Genomic DNA, 16,954 nt, shown 5'->3' with positions numbered 1-16,954 from the left:
AGGCCGCGAAAGGCGCGGCGATCACATCCCGAGGATCCGAGGAGAAGCGTGATGGCGAAGTACGTGCTGTTCACCTACCTGCCGGCCGGTGGCGAACCCACGGTCGAGGAGGTCGGCGCCCGCTGGGGCGAGTACCACAAGGCGATGACGGACGCCGGCGTGCTCGTGGCCAACGCGGGCCTGGCCGGGACCGACGTGGCCACGACCGTCCGGGTGCGGGACGGCGAGACCCAGATCACCGACGGGCCGTTCGCGGAGACCAAGGAGTACCTCGCCGGGTTCTTCCTGATCGACGTCGCCGATCTGGACGAGGCCCTGAAGTGGGCCGCGGACATGCCCAACAGCAGCTACGGCCCGGTCGAGGTACGACCGGTGTGGGGCGCGTGAGCACGTCCGGCAGCGAACGGCGGCCGGGGGACTCCCCGGCCGCCGCCGTCGTCGAGCGCGTCTTCCGCGAGGAGCGGGGCGCGGTCGTGGCGACGCTGATCCGCCACCTCGGCGACTTCCAGCTGGCCGAGGACGCCCTGCAGGACGCCTTCGCCTCCGCCGTGGCGACCTGGTCCCGCGAGGGCGTACCGGCCAATCCCAACGCATGGATCATGGTCACCGCCCGTCGCAAGGCGATCGACCGGCTCCGCCGGGAGCGGGCCGCCGCCGACCGCACCGCGCGCCTGGCCGAGCAGGCCCGGCTGGAGGCGCAGGAACACCGCGCCGAGCCGGAGGACAGCACGGTCACCGACGACCGGCTGAGGCTGATCTTCACCTGCTGCCACCCGGCACTCGCGCTCCCCGCCCGGGTCGCGCTGACCCTCAAGACCCTCGGCGGCCTGACCACCGCGGAGATCGCCCGCGCCTACCTCGTCACCGAGACGACGATGGCCCAGCGCCTCGTGCGTGCCAAGCGCAAGATCGGCGAAGCGCGGATCCCCTACCGGGTGCCGGGCGACGACATACTCCCCGACCGGCTGAAGGGCGTCCTGTCCGTCGTCTACCTGATCTTCAACGAGGGCTACGGGGCGGCCGGCGGCGACGGCCCGGCCCGCGGCGAGCTGTGCGGCGAGGCGATCCGGCTCGGGCGGCTGCTCACCGAGCTGATGCCCGGCGACCCGGAGGTACGGGGCCTGCTTGCGCTGATGCTGCTGCACGACGCGCGCCGCGCCGCGCGCCTCGACCGGGACGGCCGCTACGTGCCGCTGGACGAGCAGGACCGCTCACTGTGGGACCGGGCGCGGATCGAGGAGGGGATCCGCCTGCTCGACACCGCTCTGGCCCACCGCAGCCCCGGCCCGTACCAGGTGCAGGCCGCGATCGCCGCGCTGCACGTCCGGGCGCCCGGCCCGCGGCAGACCGACTGGGCGCAGATCGCCGACCTCTACGCGCTGCTCGGCCGTCTGGCGCCCTCCCCGGTGGTCGAGGTCAACCGCGCGGTCGCGCTCGCCCGGGCGAAGGACCCGCGGACGGCCCTGGAGGTCCTGGAGCCCCTGCTGGCGGACGCCCGGCTGGCCCGCTACCAGCCCCTCTACGCCGCCCAGGCCGACCTGTTGCGCCGGGCCGGGGACCGTGCGGGCGCCCGGCGGGCGTACGAGCGGGCACTCGGACTCACCGCAGGCGCCGCCGAACGGGCCGAGCTGGCACGCCGGCTGGCCGAGCTGCGGTCCTAAGCGGCGCCGCCGCGCCGCCGCAGGAGCCGCACGCCCTCCGCCGCGCAGAAGACGGCCAGCACACCCAGCGGCCCGTAGACCGCCCAGTCCCCGGTACGGACGTACGGGCTGGTGCCCCGCGCCAGCGGCACGTCGTAGACGGCGGCCGTGCTGCGGTCCTGGTCCAGCCACGGGCCCACCGTCCGGCCGCGCGGATCGGCGACCGCGCTCACCCCCGTCAGCGTCGCGTGCACCACCGGCCGCCAGGTCTCGGCGGCCCGCAGCGCGGCGAGCGAGGCGTGCTGGCGCGGGGCCCAGCTGTGCTGGAAGGTGGAGGTCGAGGACTGGGCGACGAGCAACCGGGCGCCGTCACCCGCCAGTTGCCGGCTCATGTCGGGGAACGCCGACTCGAAGCACACCAGCGGACCCACGGACAGCTCCCCGCCGCCGGGCACCGGCACCCGCATCACCACCTGCCGGGTGCCGCGCACCCGGTCCTCGCCCGCCGCCTTGCCCACGGACGTGGCCCAGCCGAGCAGCGACCGGACGGGAACGTACTCGCCGAACGGCACCAGCCGCATCTTGTCGTAGCGGTCACCGGTCGGCCCGCCCGGGCCTACCAGCACCGAGCTCTTGAAGATGCCGGGCCGGTCCGAGCGCCGGGCGTCCACGTTCACCAGCAGGTCCGCGCCCACCGCCCGGGAGAGCGCGGCCAGCCGGTCGCGGAGCTCCGGGTGCCCGGCCAGATCGGCGCCGACGCTGCTCTCGCCCCACACCACGAGGTCCACCCGCCGCCCCGCCAGCCGGCGCGTGAGCTCCTCCTCACGGTCGAACCGCCGCACTGTGCTGCCCGTACCGTCGATCATTCCCGGCTGGACGATCGCGACCCGCACGGTACCCGCCGCCCGCGGCTGCGGCGCCCAGTACCGGACGCCCGCCACGACCGCCGCTACGGCGACCACGCCGCCCAGCGCCACGAGGCGGGCCCCCCGAGCCGGGACGAGCACCGTCAGCGCGGTGTTGAGGGCCACCAGCAGAAGGCCGACCAGCCACACACCGCCCACCGACGCCACGCGCAGGGCGGGGGCGACCTGCCACTGACTCGCGCCCAACAGCCCCCACGGGCCGCCCAGATACTCCCAGGAGCGCACGAGCTCGGCCAGCAGCCAGCCCGCCGGCACCACCACCAGGGCGACCGCCACCCGCCCCGGCCCCGGCGCACCGCCCAGCAGCCGGCGCGCGAGCAGCCCCCACGGAACCCACAACAGGCCCAGCAGCGCGGCGAGTACGACGATGAACACGTGCAGGCTCGGCAGCAGCCAGTGGTGCACCACCAGCAGGAACCCCGCCCCGCCCAGCCAGCCCTCCAGCGCCGCGCGGCGGTACGTGGGCGCGGTGCGCAGCAGCGACAGCCAGGGCACCAGGCCCGCGTAGGCGAGCCACCACAGCGACGGCTCGGGGAAGGCCAGCGCCGGCAGCGCACCGGCGAGCACCGCGGCGACGGCCCGCCACCGGGGCGACGCGAGGAGCCGCGGTCCGCGCCCCACCGACACCACCATGCCGAGCCTCCTCGTCCCGCCCGCCGGACCCGTGACCAGTGTGCGCGAGCGGGGCGTCCGGGCACAGAGTGCGGTCCACGCGACACGCGGGATTCCGTGGCTGGGTAGTGGTATTCGTCCGGCTCCTGAGGCACGGGGGCGCAGCGTCCCGAAAGGGGGCGCCCCCTTCGCTCGCCAGCACACCAGACGCATGAGCGGGATCCGGCCAACTGCCGTGCGTCTGGAATTCGGTCTCCTACCAGGCCAAAACCCCGACAACAGCGCGCAATTTTCAGCCTTTCTGGTCACCGGGTGTGGCAACAACGGCTTATTTTGATCCAAAGTGAAAATAAGCGATCCCGGCCAAGCGCGCCAGAAAGGCGCACGCCGGTACGTAACGTGGGTTATCGCTGCCACGGCATGGGCAGGTAGCGGGCAAAACTGGACAGGACTGCTGGTCGTTTGTTGCTGGGGGGCGGCGTGACTCGCGCGTGTGATCGAACGGCACTCCCGTCTCAGGAGGTCGCCTCCTCCCGGACCATGCCTGCCCGTCCATCCATCCACCGACAGCCGGTGTCTCGGAGGGATCTCATGGACAACCTTGTGGCCAGTGTGTCGGCTGCTTCCGATGTGGCGCGCGACGAGACCCAGGTCCCGGCGTACTACTCGCGGAAGACCGCCGACATCCTGCACAAGTACGGCCCCGGGCCACGCGTCCACTTCCATGTGGGACTCTTCGAACCGGGAGTCACCCCCAACACGACGGTCTCCCAGACCGTGCTGCGGAACCGGCTGCGCGCCTCGCAGGAGGCCGCGCTCGACCACGCCGCCCGGCTCTGGGGGGTCCGGGAGGAGCCGCCCATCCACCTCTTCGACATCGGCTGCGGTCTCGGCGGCGGCTCCATCTACTGGGCCCAGGAGTACGGTTGCGCCGTCACCGCCATGACGGTCACCGCCAAACACGTCCCCCTCATGGCGGACCTGGTGCGCGAGGCGGGCGTGGAGGACCTCGTGACCCCGGTCCTGGGCGACATCCACGACCTGTGCGAGGAGAAGCGCTACGACGCGGCCGTCGCCATCGAGAGCTCCGGCTACATGGACCGCGAGCGGCTCTTCAGCGTGGTGGCCAAGGCGCTCAGGCCCGGCGGCTGGTTCGGGATCCAGGAACACTTCCTGTGCCGCCCCGAGTGGACCGCCTTCATCGACGGCTACTACAAGACCCGCCTCGGAACCCTCGCCGAGTACATCGCCGCCGCGCGTGCGGCCGGCTTCGAACTGGAGCAGGACGAGGACGTCACCGACCGCGTCGCCGAGTTCTGGGTGCAGTCCCAGGCCTGGACGACCGCCGAACTCGACCGGATGGAACGCACCGGGGCCGCCTCGCCCATCGCCCGAGAGCGGCTGATGGAATCCGCGCTCGCGCACGGCAAGCTGTTCCGGGTCTGGCGCGACCACGCCGTCGAGACCCGCATGCTGCTCTTCCGGCTCGAAGGCGGACAATGACGATGGCCGACACGGCGAGCCCGACGGCGACGGCCGCCCGCCCGCCGGCCATCGGCTGGCGACTGCCGCCCTTCTACTGCCCCATCGAGGCCCCCGTGCACCCGCGCGCGGACCAGCTGGAGCAGCGCGCCATCGCCTGGCTCGACTCCACCGGCATCTTCCGGGACGACGTCGACCGGGCCTGGAGCATCGCCACCCACAGCACCGACTTCAGCTGCCGCATCATCCCCCACGGCAGGGACGAACCGCTGCTGCTGTTCATCGAGTGGAACCACTGGGCGTTCGCCCTCGACGACTTCTGGCACGACACCGGCTCCGCCGACATCGCCACGGCCCGGATCGTCGACCTCAACGCCCGGATCAGCCGCTGTCTCGAAGCACCCGGCTCCGCCATGCTCGGCACGACCCCCTTCGAGAGGGCGCTGGAGGACCTCGCTGCCCGCACCCGCGCCATGGTCGGCCCGGTCCACCTCCGCCGCATCGCCGAGGGACTGCGCGACTGGCTGTTCGGTGCCGCCTGGCAGGTCAGCAACATCGAACGCGGTGTGATGCCCACCCTGTCCGACTACGTCGCCCTGCGGCCCTCCATCAACGGCACCCGCTTCTCCCTCGCCTGGAGCCAGGCCGCGACCGGCATCGAGCTGTCCGACGAGGAGTTGTCCGCCGCCCCCGTCCAGGCCCTGGTCGACGCGGCCGGGTTCGTCGTCAGCTGCGACAACGACCTCTTCTCCTACGCCAAGGAGGATGATCAGGAGACGACCGACCAGAACATCGTCAACGTCGTCGCCCACCACCACGGCGGGACCCCGGAGCAGGCGCTCACCGAGGCCCTCGCCGTACGGGACCGGGTCATGACCCTCTTCCTGGACCTGCGCGAACAGGTGGCCCGGGACGCCGGAGGGGAGCTCCGCCGCTACCTGGAGGCCCTGGGTCACTACATCTCCGGCTGCATCCACTGGATGAACGCGGCCCCGCGCTACGCCAGCCCCCGGAACCGGTACCGGCTCCCGGTGCCGGGGGCGACGTACGGCATCACCTGGCGCGACACGCCCAGCGATCCCGGCACCGGCCCGCTGCCCATACCGGCCGCGGCGTGGTGGTGGGACCAGCTGGAGACGGCTCAGCGCCCGCGCAGCCGACGGGCCAGCGACCTCCACCAGGAGCTGCGGGTGCCGTCGCCCCGGGCCGGCGGCGCGGGAACCGCGGAGCGCAGTGCCCCGGGCGGCTGAGCCGGTGCCGCGGTCGCCGGGGACGGCGCCCCCGTCCCGGCGGAATCGCCTTCGGCCTGTGCGCCGGAGGCGTCGTCGAGTCGCACGGCGGGCTCCGGGACCACCTCGTCCGGTTCCGGGTCCTGCGGCTCGCACGGGGTGAACTCCACCGGCAGCTCGACCAGATGACGTGACATCAGGGAGGACCTCCACGTCAGCTTGGACTCGGGCACGGCCAGCCGGATGTCCTGCAAGCGGGTCAGCAGCGCGTCGATGCCGGTGTCGGCGATGGCCCGGCCGATGTCCTGGCCGGGGCATTCGTGCGCGCCCCCGCTGAAGGCCAGGTGCGAACGGTTGCCGTGGACCGGGGCCGCCGGGTCGGGGCGGATCACCGTGTCCACATTGGCCGCCGCCAGACCGAGGATCAGCGCGTCCCCTGCCTTGATCTGCTGCCCGGCGAGCTCGGTGTCCTGCGTCGCCCAGCGGCCCAGGATCGTGGTGAACGGCGGCTCGTCCCACAGCGTCTGCTCGACCGCGTCCGGCAGCGTCATGTGGCCGCCTGCCAGGTTGGCGCGGCAGCGCGGATCGGTCAGCACCATCCGCAGCGTGTTCGCGATCAGGTTCGCGGTCGTCTCGAACGCGGCGATGAGCACGAGCCGCAGATGCTGCTGCACCTCCTCGTCCGAGAGCTCGGCGGGGTGCTCCAGCAGCCAGGTGGTGAAGTCCGCACCGGGGTCGGAGTGCTTGCGCGCCACCAGCTTGCGCAGCGTCTGCTGCACGTACTCGTTGCTCGCGACGGCCGTCTCCGTGCCCTTGATCATGTCGCGCGCGGCTTCGACCAGGCGGGGGCCGTACTCCTCGGGCATGCCGAGCAGCTGCGTCATCACCAGCATGGGCAGCGGCTCGGCGAACGAGTGCACCAGATCCGCCTCGCCCGTGGCGCAGAACTCGTCCACCAGCTGGTTGGCGAAGCGGGTGATGTGCCGGCGGACCCCGCGGCGGTCGAAGCGCCCGAGGGCGTCGTTGATCGCGTCCCGCCAGCGCTCGTGCACCTTGCCGTCGGCGAAGGCGCAGATGGGCTGCCAGGCCGCGATCGGTGCGAGCGGATGGTCGGCGGTGAGCTTGCCCTCCCGCATGTCGCGCCAGTGCCGCGAGTCGCGCGAGAAGCGCGAGGGCGTGCGGGTGACGTCCAGGTTCTCGCGGTAGCCGAGGACCAGCCAGGCCGGCAGATCGCCGTGCAGCAGCACGGGCGCCACCGGACCGTGCCGCTCGCGCAGCTGCTCGTACAGCCCCATGGGGTCGTCCTCCGCCGCCGGGCCGTACAGCCGGGTGAGGCCGCCCTCGCCGTAGTCGTGGACGGGGCACTTCGACGCCGCCTTCGGCGCGGCGGAGGGCGCGAGCGTGGCGTCGGCGCGGGAGTGTTCGTCGGGTGGGGTCACTGTGGCTCCGGGGTCTGGTGAGCGAGGGTGTAGAGGTAGCGCATGAGGGTCATGAGGGTGTCGCGGCAGGAGTTGCGGTCCCGGGCGTCACAGGCGAAGACGGGCACGGACTCGGGCAGGTCCATGGCGGCCCGCAGCTCCGGCACCGGGTGGACGGGCGCGCCGGGGAAGGTGTTGACGGCGACGACGAACGGCACGCCGCGCTCCTCCAGCAGGCCCACCACGTCGTAGCTGACCTCCAGCCGGCGGGTGTCGAGCAGGACCACGGCCCCGAGGGCGCCCTCGAAGAGGCCGTCCCACAGGAACCAGAACCGCTCCTGGCCGGGCGTGCCGAACAGGTACAGCACCAGCTGCTCGTTGATGCTGATCCGGCCGAAGTCCATCGCGACGGTCGTCTCGATCTTCTGCTCGATGCCGGCCAGGTCGTCCACGCCGATGCCGGCCTGGGTCATCGTCTCCTCGGTGGTCAGCGGTCTGATCTCGCTCACCGTGCCGACCAGGGTCGTCTTCCCGACCCCGAACCCTCCCACGATCACCACCTTGACGGCGGCCGCCGTCGTGGCGGGGAGGATGTCCTCCCTCCGGGGGCCGGCGGGCGGATCAGAGGTTTTGTAGTCCATGCATCACCGCCTCCAGGAGTCGTACGTCGGGTAGCGAAGCGACCGGGACCGGGGGCCTGGCCTCGACGTGGCCGCGTGAGAGCAGGTCCGTGAGGAGGATGGTCACCGTGCTGACGGGCAGGGTGAGGTAGGCGGATATCTCGGCGACCGAGAGCGGGTAGTCGCACATCCGCACGATGGCCGCATGCTCGGGCTGCAGTCCGGGATCGCCTTCCGTCCGCGAGACGATCAGCGTGACCAGATCGAGCCTGATGTCCTTGCCCGTACTGCTGTCGCACCCGGTGGTCAGGATGTAGAGCCGGTCGGGATTGCCGGGATCCCATGCCCTTCCGGGTTTGTTCATGCCACCGGTCCGCTGACCCGCGGCGGGCTCGTCAGGTGCTCGCCGATGCGGGCCACCAGGTCCCGCATCCGCTGTCCGAGCAGCCCGGCGTCCACGTCGTCGTCGGCCAGGACGGCCAGATAGGCGCCGGCGCCCGCCGCCATCAGATAGAAGAAGCCCCCGTCGACCTCGATCACCACCAGGCGCATCCGGCCCTCGCCGTGCGGGAACTCGGCCGCCACGGCCGTCGACAGGCTCTGCAGCCCGGCGCAGGCGGCGGCCAGGCGGTCCGCGGCGTCCGTGTCCGCACCGTGCTGAGCCATGCGCAGGCCGTCCGAGGACAGCACGATCACGTGGCGGGTCTGCGGAACACTGGATGCCAGGTCCTTGAGCATCCAGTCCATGTTGAACCGCTTCTGCGTCACTTGGCTACTCTTTCTCGTCTGACGATGGATCACTGATCGGGCCACGGTCGTCCGCCGGGTCCTCGCCCTTGATGGCTCCCATGAAGGCGTCGAGCCACATGCCCGGCGCCGTGGGGGACTCGGTCGGGGAGGGCTGGCGACGGGGGCCGCCCGTGGAAGAGGCCGCGGCGGGCCGCACCGGCCGCGTGGTCTGTCCCGGCATACGCCGGCGGCGCTGCGGGAGGCCGGCGGAATTGCGCGGCACCGAGGGCTGCTCCAGGGGCGGGGGGGCCGGCAGCGGACGGCCCGGCTTCTTCCTGATCTTCGGGGGCGGCAGGGTGGCGGCCCGGGCGATCTCACCGCCCGGCGTGGCGCTCGCCGTGATCAGGTTCGGGGGAACGATCAGCACGGCCCGCACGCCGCCGTAGGCCGAGGGCCTGAGCGAGACCCGGAAGTCGTGGGTCCTGGCGAGCCGGCTGACCACGGCCAGGCCGAGGCGGGGGGTCTCGCCGAGGTCGTTGAGGTCGAAGCCACGGTCGGCGAGTTCGAGAACCGCCTCGGTGCGGCGGCGGGCCTCGTCGGTCAGACCGACGCCGGCGTCCTCGATCTCCACCGCGACGCCCGACTGGACCTCCACGGCGGTCAGATGGACCCGGGTCTGCGGCGGCGAGTACCGGGTGGCGTTGTCGAGCAGCTCGGCCAGCGCGTGGATCAGGGGTTCCACGCCCGGGCCGGTCACGGCGACGTCCGCCACGGAGTGCAGATCGACCCGGCGGTAGTCCATGATCCGTGACATGGCGCCGCGCAGCACGTTGTAGAGGGGGATGGGGTTCTTCCACTGACGGCCGGGCCGGGAGCCGCCGAGCACCGCGATGCTGTCCGCCAGCCGGCCGATGAGCGCGGTCCCGTGGTCGAGGTGCAGCAGGTCGGCGAAGAAGTCCGGCTTGTTGCCGTGCCGGTCCTCCATCTCCCGCAGGTCGGTGGCCTGCTGGTGGACGATCGCCTGCATACGGCGGGCGATGTTGACGAACGCGCGGTGCGCCGAGTCGCGCAGCCCCTCCTCCGCCTGGACCGCCTCGACCACCGAGCGCAGCACTGAGCGGTGCGCGGCCGCGAACGAGGGGTCGAGCGGGCACTGGGGCACCACCTGGCGCAGCACCTCCTCGGCCGTGGCCCCGCGTTGCAGCAACTGCACCGCTGCGGGCAGGAGTTCACGCGCCAGGCGCTGGGTCTCCGCCTCCTGCTGCACGAGCCGGTGCCGCAGCGCGGCCTCCTGCTCGCCGCACCGGCGGCGCAGAGCGGCGATCACGCGGCCCCGCCGGACCGCCTCCGCCGAGGCGATGGCTACCGCCGCGGTGGCCGCGGCGCCGCACCAGGCGACCGGGGGCCGCGCCTCGATGGGGACGAGCACGGCCGCAGCAGCCGTGCAGACCGCCAGCACGACAGGGGGGACCAGCCATATGAGTGTGGAGGCGGGCCGCCTGGCTCGGGATGACGATCCTGTACCAACCATCGATATCCTCGGGGCTTGGGGAAAACGCTCGGGGGCGACGTGGGGAAATGCGCCGCCGGTGCGCGTGGGCCGCGAACGGCCGTGTGGTTTCCGCCGTCGCGCCGGCGCAGGCAGCGGCTGTCAGCAGCGCGCCGCAGTCGCCACGGCCCGCTGCGGACATGGAGCGTAGCCTGTCGCGCGGGGAAACGGCGCCGACTTGTCATATTCCCGGATCGGGCTGACGCGGTAATTCGAAAGGCCTCACAATGACCCCGCGTCACGTTTTTCGAATGCTTTTCTGAAATACTGAACGAGCGTTCGGGGTGAGGGGAGGCTCATGCTCCAGGGTGGTGCGCTGCCGCGAACCCCGCTCGCGCCTCCGCCGACAGGGCTAGGCTCGCCCCACCACCCTCATACAGGAGACACTGCCATGGCGGGGCAAGAGCATGAACAGCGCCCGTGCACAGCCTTGTTCGAGCGCGACCGGGAGCTCTCTTCGGCGGAGCGGGCCGTGGACGCCCTCTTCGGCCGGCCGGGAGGCGCGGACGCCACCCACGGCGGGCTGTTGCTGTACAACGGAGAGGCGGGCGTGGGAAAGACGGCGCTCCTCGCCGAGCTGCGGCGGATGGCCGCCGAGCGCGGCGACTGCACCGTCCTGTCCGCACGAGCCAGCGCGTCGGCGCAGCAGGCCGTTCCCTTCAACATCGTCCGGCAGCTGCTGCAGCCGGCCCTCGCTCCCCTGACGGAAGGGGAGCGCAAACAGCTGCTCGGCGCCTGGTACGAGATCGCGGGCCCGGCCCTCGGTATCGCGCCGCCCACCGGCCCGCACGGTGACCCGCAGGGCGTGCGCGACGGCATCGACTGGCTGGTCACCCAACTGGCGGTCAAACAGCCTCCGTTGCTGATCATCGTCGACGACGCGCACTGGGGCGATGCCGAGTCGCTGGCCTGGCTGTCCTCCTTCGCGGTACGGGTCGACGATCTGCGGCTGCTGCTGGCGATCGCCTACCGCCCCGACGAACTCGACCAGAACGCCCCCGGGTTCCGCGACGAGGTGATCAAGCTCGGCAGCCGTCCGGTCACCCTGCACGCCCTCACCCCCGGCGCCGTCGCCGACCTGGTCCGCGACAGCTTCGAGACCCGGGCCGACGACCCGTTCTGCCGCGAGGTCTGGGCCGTCACCGGCGGCAACCCCTACGAGACCGTCGAGCTGATCGCCAAGGCGCAGGACCGCCGACTGAGGCCGCTGGAAGAGTCCGCGCCCCTGCTGCGCGAGCTCGGCGCCAGCGCGCGCGGCAGCGGTCTGGTCACGCGCCTGGAGCGGCTGGGCACCTCGACCACGCGGTTCGCCTGGGCCGCGGCCGTGCTCGGCACGGACGTCGAGCCGCGCCTGGCCGCCATGCTGGCCGGGATGGGCCCGGCCGAGGCCGCCGAGTGCGCCGACCGGCTGCGCGAGGCCCGCATCCTCACCGGCGTCCCCAATCTGGAGTTCGTCCACCCGCTGATCGCCACCGCCGTCTACCGTGCCATCCCGCCGGCCACCCGCACCGCGATGCACGGGCTGGCCGCCTGGGCGGTCACCAACGAGGGACACGGCCCGGCCGCCGCCTCCCGGCACCTGCTGGAGGTGCACCCCGAGGGCGATCCCGACCTGGTGCGCCAGCTGCGGGCGGCCGCCCGCGAACACCTCGCCGTCGGCGCGCCGGACGCCGCCCGCCGCTGCCTGGAGCGGGCCCTGAACGAGCCGCCGCCCGAGGAGGACCGCGCCTCGGTGCTCTACGAGCTGGGCTGCTCCGCGCTGCTCACCTCGCCGCCCACGACCATCAACCACCTGCGCACGGCCCTGGACCTGCCGAGCCTGCCGCTGGAGCTGCGCGTGGACGCGGTCTACCGGCTGTCCCAGGCCTACGCGCACAACGGCCAGCTCGGCGAGGCCGCCCGCATCGTCGCCGAGCGGGCGCGGGAGGAGCCGCAGGGCCCCGGGCGGATGCGGCTCCAGGCGGCCCACTACCTCTGGAAGGGCATCCAACTGGAGGAAGAGGGCGCCCACGAGCGCTCCCGCAACCTGGCGGAGCTCGCCGACCGGCTGGAAGGGCGCGACGACTCCGAGCGCGCGATGCTCGCCCTGCGCGCCTTCGACGGCATGATCCGCGGCGAGGACGCGGTGTACGTCGCCGAACTCAACGACCGTACGCTCGTCGACGGCCGGCTCTCGCCCGGGCTCAGCTGGACCAACACCGAGTGGGGCTTCGAGCTCCCCAGCATCATCGGCATCACCTACGCCTACACCGACCGGCTCGACCAGGCCGAGGCGCTCTTCCGCGAGGCGGTGACGGCGTTCGAGATCTCCGGCTGGCGCGGCGCCCATCTGGCCTTCGCCCACGAGTTCCTGGGCCTGGTCCACCGCAGGCGCGGCAAGCTGAAGCTGGCCGAGGAGTTCCTGCGTGAGGGGCTGCGGCTCGCCGACCGGCTCGGGCCGGGCCTGCCCATCCAGTGGGACGGCTCGTGTCTGCTCATCGACGTCCTGCTGGCCCGGGGCCAGGTCGACGAGGCCCAGCGCGTGGCCGACAAGTACTCCTTCGGCCCGCCCTATCCTCCGGCCATGGTGATGCCCGATGCGCCGTCCGTGGTCGGCCGCCAGCTCCTGGCGGTGGGCCGCACCAAGGAGGCCGTCGCCGAACTGGAGGCCGCGGGGCACCGGCTGGAGGAGCGCGGCCGCCACAACACCCTCTGGGCGCCCTGGTCCCTCGACCTGGCCACCGCCCTCACCGACGAGGACCCGGAGCGCGCCCGCGGCCTCGCCGCCCAGGCACTCCGGCACGCCCTGCGGTTCGGCACGGACAGCGCCATCGGCGAGGCCCAGCGCCGCGCGGCCCTGCTGACCAAGGACGCGGACGAGGCGCTGGACGCGCTGGGCCGTGCGGTCGAGCGGCTGCGCAAGTCCCCGTCCAGGTACGAGTACGCCGTGGCCCTCGTCGATCACGGTGTCGCGCTGCGCCGGGCCGGCCGCCGCGCGGAGGCGATGGAGCGGCTCAACGCCGGGATCGGCCTGGCGGAGCAGTGCGGCGCCGACGGTCTCGCGGACAGAGCCCGGGTGGAGGCCACGGCCTGCGCGTTCGAGGGAGACGAGCCGGCGTCGTAGCGAGGACGCGGGAGGAGGACCGACCGCCGGGCCGCCCGGTCAGGACGCGGCGCGGCGGCCGGTCTTCTTCGCGGACGCCTTCTTGGCCGTGGTCTTGGCCGCCGTCCTGGTGGTGGCCTTGGCGGTGGTCTTGGCCGTGCTCTTGGAAGGGGCCTTGGAGGTGCCCTTCGCCGTGCTCTTGGCGGCACCCTTTGCCGTGTTCTTCGCGGCGGTGGTCCTGGCCGCCGTCTTCTTCGCGGGCGTGGCCCTGCCGGCCCCGGCCTTCTTGGCGGGGGCCTTCTTCGCCGGCGCCTCCTCGGCGCCGGTCTTCTTCGCGGCCGTGTCGATGGACGCCTTGAGGGCGGCCATCAGGTCGATGACGTTGTCCGGGGCCGGCGCCGTCTCCTTGCGGGCCACGGGCCGGTGGTCGAGGTGGGCGGTGATCAGCTCGTCGAGGGCGACCTGGTACTCGTCCTCCAGTGCGCCCAGGTCGAAGTCCTCGGAGAGCGTGTCCATCAGGCTCGTCGCCATCTTGAGCTCCTGCGGCCGCACGGTGACCGAGCCGGGCGGGGCAAGGTCGCCGGCGTCGCGGATCTCGTCCGGCCAGTACATGGTGTGCAGCGTCATCAGGTCCTCATGGACCCGCAGCAGGGCCAGCGACTCCCTGGTCCGCAGCGCGATCTTGGTGACGGCCACCCGCTCGGTCTGCTTGAGCGTCTCCCGCAGCAGCACGTACGGCTTGTTCGCGGCGGCACTGTCCGGGGCGAGGTAGTAGGAGCCGGCGAGCTGCACCGGGTCGATACGGTCGGCGTCGACGAAGGCCAGCACGTCGATGAGCCGCTTGCTGGGCAGCGGCAGGGTGGCCAGGTCCTCCTGGGTGACGACGGCGGTGTGGCCCTCGTCGTCCTCGAAGCCCCGGGCGACGTGCTCGTAGTCCACCTCCTCGCCGCACACGGAGCAGACGCGCTTGAGGTGGATCCGGCCGCCGTCCGTGTCATGGACCTGGTGCAGCCGGATGCCGTGCTCCTGGGTGGCGGCGTAGAGCCGTACGGGCACGGAGACGAGCCCGAACCCTATGGCGCCCTTCCACATGGAACGCATAGTTTTATACCTCCACGGGGAATTCCTACCTTATGTCCGCATCCCCGGACCGGCAGGTGGTGGAGGTCGAAGGTCACCGGCTCTCCCTCTCCCATCTCGACCGCCTGCTCTTCCCCGCCTCGGGCCACACCAAGGCCCAGGTCCTGCACTACTACGCGCGGATCGCCCCGGCGATGCTGCCGCACGTCACCGGCCGTGCCGCGTCCTTCGTCCGGGCCCCCGAGGGCCCGGCCGGGCAGAGCTGGGTCGCCAAGAACCCGCCTCCCGGGGCGCCCGGCTGGGTGCCGCTGGTGCCGGTCGAGCACCGCGAGGGCACCACCGAACAGGTGATGATCGACTCCACGGCCGCCCTGATCGCCCTGGTCAATCTGGGTGCCTACGAGGTGCACGTCCCCCAGTGGACGGCCGCGGCGGGCCCCGGCCGGCACGACCGCCTCGTCATCGACCTGGACCCCGGCCCGGGCATGGACCTGGTCGCCTGCTGCCGCGTCGCCCAGCGGCTGCGCCAGCTCCTGGCCGACGACGGCCTGACCGCCTTCGCCGTGGTCTCCGGCGCCAAGGGCCTGCACCTGTACGCACCCGTCGAACCCGCCCCCGGGCGGGCCGTCAGCGGCTACGCCAAGGAGCTCGGCTCCCGGCTGCGGGCCGAGCATCCGGGGCTGGTCGTCGTCTCGATGGTCCGCTCCGAGCGCAAGGGCAAGGTCTTCATCGACTGGTCGCAGAACGCCAGCGCCAAGACCACCGCCGCGCCCTACACCGTGCGGCTGCTGCCGGGCAGGCCCGGCGTGGCCGCGCCCGTCACCTGGGACGAGATCGCCGCCTGCGAGGACGCGGAGGACCTCGCGTTCACCCCCGAGGAGGTCGTCGAACGGTTCGCCGCACACGGCGACCTCCTGGACGGCCTCGCGGGGGACGCCCACCGCGCAGCCCTTCCCTGATCACCGAACGAGCCGATCACCCGAATGGGCGACGGGCGGTGGGGGAGAAGCGGGACTCACTTCGAGCTGGTCCAGTCCAGCAGCCGCTCCTCCGGCCACGTCGTGATGATCCGCTCCGCCGGTACGCCGCACTCCTGCGCCCGTGCGCAGCCGTGGATCTGCCAGTCGAGCTGGCCCGGCGCGTGGGCGTCGCTGTCGATGGAGAACAGCACGCCCGCGTCCAGCGCCTGCCGCAGCAGCCGGCGCGGCGGGTCGAGCCGCTCGGGGCGGCTGTTGATCTCCAGGGCGGTGCCGAAGCGGGCGCAGGCGGCGAAGACCAGTTCCGCGTCGAACTGCGACTCGGGCCGCTTCGCGCCGCCCATCAGCCGGCCGGTGCAGTGCCCGAGCACGTCGACGAGCGGGTTGGCGACCGCCGCGACGAGGCGGCGGGTCATGCTCTCGGCGTCCATGCGCAGTTTCGAGTGCACGGAGGCCACCACCACGTCCAGCCGCTCCAGCAGCCCCGGGTCCTGGTCCAGCGAGCCGTCGGCGAGGATGTCGCACTCGATGCCGGTCAGCAGCCGGAAGCCGTCCCCGAGTGCCTCGTCGATCTCCGCGACCTCCGTCAGCTGGGCGCGCAGCCGTTCGGCCGACAGGCCGCGGGCGATGGTCAGCCGGGGGGAGTGGTCGGTCAGTACGGCCCACTCGTGTCCCAGGTCGCGCGCCGCGCGGGCCATCGTCCCGATCGGGCTGCCGCCGTCCGACCAGTCCGAGTGCATGTGGCAGTCGCCGCGCAGGGCCGCCCGCAGTTCCTCGCCGCCCTCGGTCAGCGGCCCGCCGGCCTCCTCCTCCAGCCGGGCCAGATAGGCGGGGACGCGGCCCTGCACCGTCTCGGCGACGACCTTGGCCGTCTTGGGCCCGATGCCCTTCAGCTCGGCCAGCGACCCGTTCGCCGCCCGCCGGCGCACCTCCTCGGGCGCCAGCGCCGAGATGACGTCGGCGGCGGTGCGGAACGCCTTCACCCGGTACGTCGGCTCCTGGACGCGCTCCAGCAGGAACGCGATGCGTTCGAGCGCCGCCACCGGGTCCGCCGGCGGGTCTGTCGCCGGGTGTCCGGCCGGCACCGGGCTCACTCCTCCGGCCGGCGCAGATGGGCCGGCGGCAGGTATTCGCGCAGGAACGTGCGGTGCCACCAGGCACCCGTCTCGCGCAGTTCGCGCCAGGTGGTGAAGCGGTAGTGGTAGAGGCGGGCGCGCACGTGCGTGGGCGGCCGGCCGGGGAAGGGGTTGTGGCGCAGCAGCCGCAGGGTCGCCCGGTCGCCGGTGAGCAGCCGTTCGACGAAGGGCCCGAACCAGTCCCGCGCGTAGGCGGGGGAGATGCCGGCGAACCACATCAGCCAGTCGAGCCGCAGATGGTACGGGGCGTACTGGCGCGGCAGCCGCCGGAGGTCGCCGGGCTTGCCCTTGAAGCCGTACTCCTTCCACTCCGTCTCCTCGGTCAGCTCCCCGGCGTCCGTGCCCTCGACGACCACCTCGTAGCGGCTCCGGTTGATGCTGCCTCCCCGGAGGTGAATCGGGCGCCGGCTGTTCGAGCCGGGTGAACGATGCTCCTTCGCAGGCAGAGCGGGTCCGGCGGGGAGACCGCCCGGA

Annotated in this window: 15 protein-coding genes; 6 read left to right on the top strand and 9 right to left on the bottom strand. The window is 72.8% G+C overall.

The features are described from left to right. The first annotated feature begins 51 nt into the window (after positions 1–51). Both AB0K09_RS06750 and AB0K09_RS06745 read left to right on the top strand, forming a co-directional pair. Positions 52–387, top strand: a complete 336-nt coding sequence (locus tag AB0K09_RS06750) for a YciI family protein (RefSeq protein ID WP_366064206.1) — start codon at positions 52–54, stop codon at positions 385–387. Further along, positions 384–1,661 (top strand): RNA polymerase sigma factor, encoded by a 1,278-nt coding sequence (locus tag AB0K09_RS06745; protein WP_366064205.1) that lies wholly within the window; start codon positions 384–386, stop codon positions 1,659–1,661. The genes AB0K09_RS06750 and AB0K09_RS06745 overlap by 4 nt, the downstream gene beginning before the upstream one ends. Here the strand turns inward: AB0K09_RS06745 and lnt are convergent. Continuing rightward, positions 1,658–3,199 carry an apolipoprotein N-acyltransferase gene (lnt, locus tag AB0K09_RS06740; RefSeq protein ID WP_366064204.1) on the bottom strand — a complete coding sequence of 514 codons (1,542 nt, stop codon included), beginning with the start codon at positions 3,197–3,199 and terminating at the stop codon, positions 1,658–1,660. The genes AB0K09_RS06745 and lnt overlap by 4 nt on opposite strands. 570 nt (positions 3,200–3,769) lie before the next feature. Between lnt and AB0K09_RS06735 the strand changes: the two genes are divergently transcribed. Both AB0K09_RS06735 and AB0K09_RS06730 read left to right on the top strand, forming a co-directional pair. Continuing rightward, positions 3,770–4,681, top strand: a complete 912-nt coding sequence (locus AB0K09_RS06735; RefSeq protein WP_366064203.1) for a class I SAM-dependent methyltransferase — start codon at positions 3,770–3,772, stop codon at positions 4,679–4,681. Then, positions 4,678–5,910 carry a terpene synthase family protein gene (locus tag AB0K09_RS06730; RefSeq protein ID WP_366064202.1) on the top strand — a complete coding sequence of 411 codons (1,233 nt, stop codon included), beginning with the start codon at positions 4,678–4,680 and terminating at the stop codon, positions 5,908–5,910. The genes AB0K09_RS06735 and AB0K09_RS06730 overlap by 4 nt, the downstream gene beginning before the upstream one ends. Here AB0K09_RS06730 and AB0K09_RS06725 read toward each other — a convergent pair. The 5 genes from AB0K09_RS06725 to AB0K09_RS06705 all read right to left on the bottom strand — a co-directional run bounded on the left by AB0K09_RS06725 (position 5,802) and on the right by AB0K09_RS06705 (position 10,187). Further along, positions 5,802–7,214, bottom strand: coding sequence for a cytochrome P450 (locus AB0K09_RS06725; protein WP_366064222.1), 1,413 nt, complete (start codon positions 7,212–7,214; stop codon positions 5,802–5,804). The two genes, AB0K09_RS06730 and AB0K09_RS06725, sit on opposite strands and share 109 nt — an antisense overlap. A 110-nt stretch (positions 7,215–7,324) precedes the next feature. Then, entirely contained in the window at positions 7,325–7,948 is a 624-nt protein-coding gene (locus AB0K09_RS06720) for an ATP/GTP-binding protein (RefSeq protein WP_366064201.1), read from the bottom strand. Further along, a complete protein-coding gene (locus AB0K09_RS06715; RefSeq protein ID WP_366064200.1) occupies positions 7,929–8,291 on the bottom strand; it encodes a DUF742 domain-containing protein in 363 nt (120 codons plus the stop codon). Before AB0K09_RS06715 ends, AB0K09_RS06720 begins: the two co-directional genes overlap by 20 nt. Further along, positions 8,288–8,674, bottom strand: coding sequence for a roadblock/LC7 domain-containing protein (locus tag AB0K09_RS06710; RefSeq protein ID WP_366064221.1), 387 nt, complete (start codon positions 8,672–8,674; stop codon positions 8,288–8,290). The genes AB0K09_RS06715 and AB0K09_RS06710 overlap by 4 nt, the downstream gene beginning before the upstream one ends. A gap of 25 nt (positions 8,675–8,699) precedes the next feature. Next, positions 8,700–10,187: an ATP-binding protein gene (locus AB0K09_RS06705; protein WP_366064199.1), complete on the bottom strand. Its 1,488-nt coding sequence runs from the start codon at positions 10,185–10,187 to the stop codon at positions 8,700–8,702. A 409-nt stretch (positions 10,188–10,596) separates the two neighbouring features. Between AB0K09_RS06705 and AB0K09_RS06700 the strand changes: the two genes are divergently transcribed. Beyond that, positions 10,597–13,308 (top strand): AAA family ATPase, encoded by a 2,712-nt coding sequence (locus AB0K09_RS06700; protein WP_366064198.1) that lies wholly within the window; start codon positions 10,597–10,599, stop codon positions 13,306–13,308. A gap of 39 nt (positions 13,309–13,347) precedes the next feature. Here the strand turns inward: AB0K09_RS06700 and AB0K09_RS06695 are convergent, their stop codons facing one another. Continuing rightward, entirely contained in the window at positions 13,348–14,388 is a 1,041-nt protein-coding gene (locus tag AB0K09_RS06695; protein ID WP_366064197.1) for a Ku protein, read from the bottom strand. Between the two features lie 32 nt (positions 14,389–14,420). Here AB0K09_RS06695 and ligD point away from each other — a divergent pair, with 32 nt between their 5' ends. After that, entirely contained in the window at positions 14,421–15,326 is a 906-nt protein-coding gene (gene ligD, locus AB0K09_RS06690; RefSeq protein WP_366064196.1) for a non-homologous end-joining DNA ligase, read from the top strand. A 56-nt stretch (positions 15,327–15,382) separates the two neighbouring features. On the opposite strand, the gene AB0K09_RS06685 is transcribed toward ligD, so the two are convergent. Both AB0K09_RS06685 and AB0K09_RS06680 read right to left on the bottom strand, forming a co-directional pair. Continuing rightward, positions 15,383–16,429 (bottom strand): PHP domain-containing protein, encoded by a 1,047-nt coding sequence (locus AB0K09_RS06685; RefSeq protein ID WP_366064195.1) that lies wholly within the window; start codon positions 16,427–16,429, stop codon positions 15,383–15,385. Between the two features lie 5 nt (positions 16,430–16,434). Continuing rightward, on the bottom strand, positions 16,435–16,954 hold a 520-nt coding region (locus tag AB0K09_RS06680), incomplete at its 5' end, for a lipase maturation factor family protein (protein ID WP_366064194.1).

It is taken from the genome of Streptomyces sp. NPDC049577 (assembly GCF_040675635.1).
Taxonomy (GTDB): Bacteria; Actinomycetota; Actinomycetes; order Streptomycetales; family Streptomycetaceae; genus Streptomyces.
This window is presented reverse-complemented; position numbering and strand designations above follow the sequence as displayed.

Excerpts from the sequence above, each read along its gene's own strand:
- AB0K09_RS06695 (WP_366064197.1), bottom strand. The coding sequence starts at position 14,388 with ATGCGTTCCATGTGGAAGGGCGCCATAGGGTTCGGGCTCGTCTCCGTG.
- AB0K09_RS06735 (WP_366064203.1), top strand. The coding sequence starts at position 3,770 with ATGGACAACCTTGTGGCCAGTGTGTCGGCTGCTTCCGATGTGGCGCGC.
- AB0K09_RS06720 (WP_366064201.1), bottom strand. The coding sequence starts at position 7,948 with ATGGACTACAAAACCTCTGATCCGCCCGCCGGCCCCCGGAGGGAGGAC.
- AB0K09_RS06730 (WP_366064202.1), top strand. The coding sequence starts at position 4,678 with ATGACGATGGCCGACACGGCGAGCCCGACGGCGACGGCCGCCCGCCCG.
- AB0K09_RS06750 (WP_366064206.1), top strand. The coding sequence starts at position 52 with ATGGCGAAGTACGTGCTGTTCACCTACCTGCCGGCCGGTGGCGAACCC.
- AB0K09_RS06705 (WP_366064199.1), bottom strand. The coding sequence starts at position 10,187 with ATGGTTGGTACAGGATCGTCATCCCGAGCCAGGCGGCCCGCCTCCACA.
- AB0K09_RS06700 (WP_366064198.1), top strand. The coding sequence starts at position 10,597 with ATGGCGGGGCAAGAGCATGAACAGCGCCCGTGCACAGCCTTGTTCGAG.
- AB0K09_RS06715 (WP_366064200.1), bottom strand. The coding sequence starts at position 8,291 with ATGAACAAACCCGGAAGGGCATGGGATCCCGGCAATCCCGACCGGCTC.
- ligD (WP_366064196.1), top strand. The coding sequence starts at position 14,421 with ATGTCCGCATCCCCGGACCGGCAGGTGGTGGAGGTCGAAGGTCACCGG.
- AB0K09_RS06710 (WP_366064221.1), bottom strand. The coding sequence starts at position 8,674 with ATGGACTGGATGCTCAAGGACCTGGCATCCAGTGTTCCGCAGACCCGC.
- lnt (WP_366064204.1), bottom strand. The coding sequence starts at position 3,199 with ATGGTGGTGTCGGTGGGGCGCGGACCGCGGCTCCTCGCGTCGCCCCGG.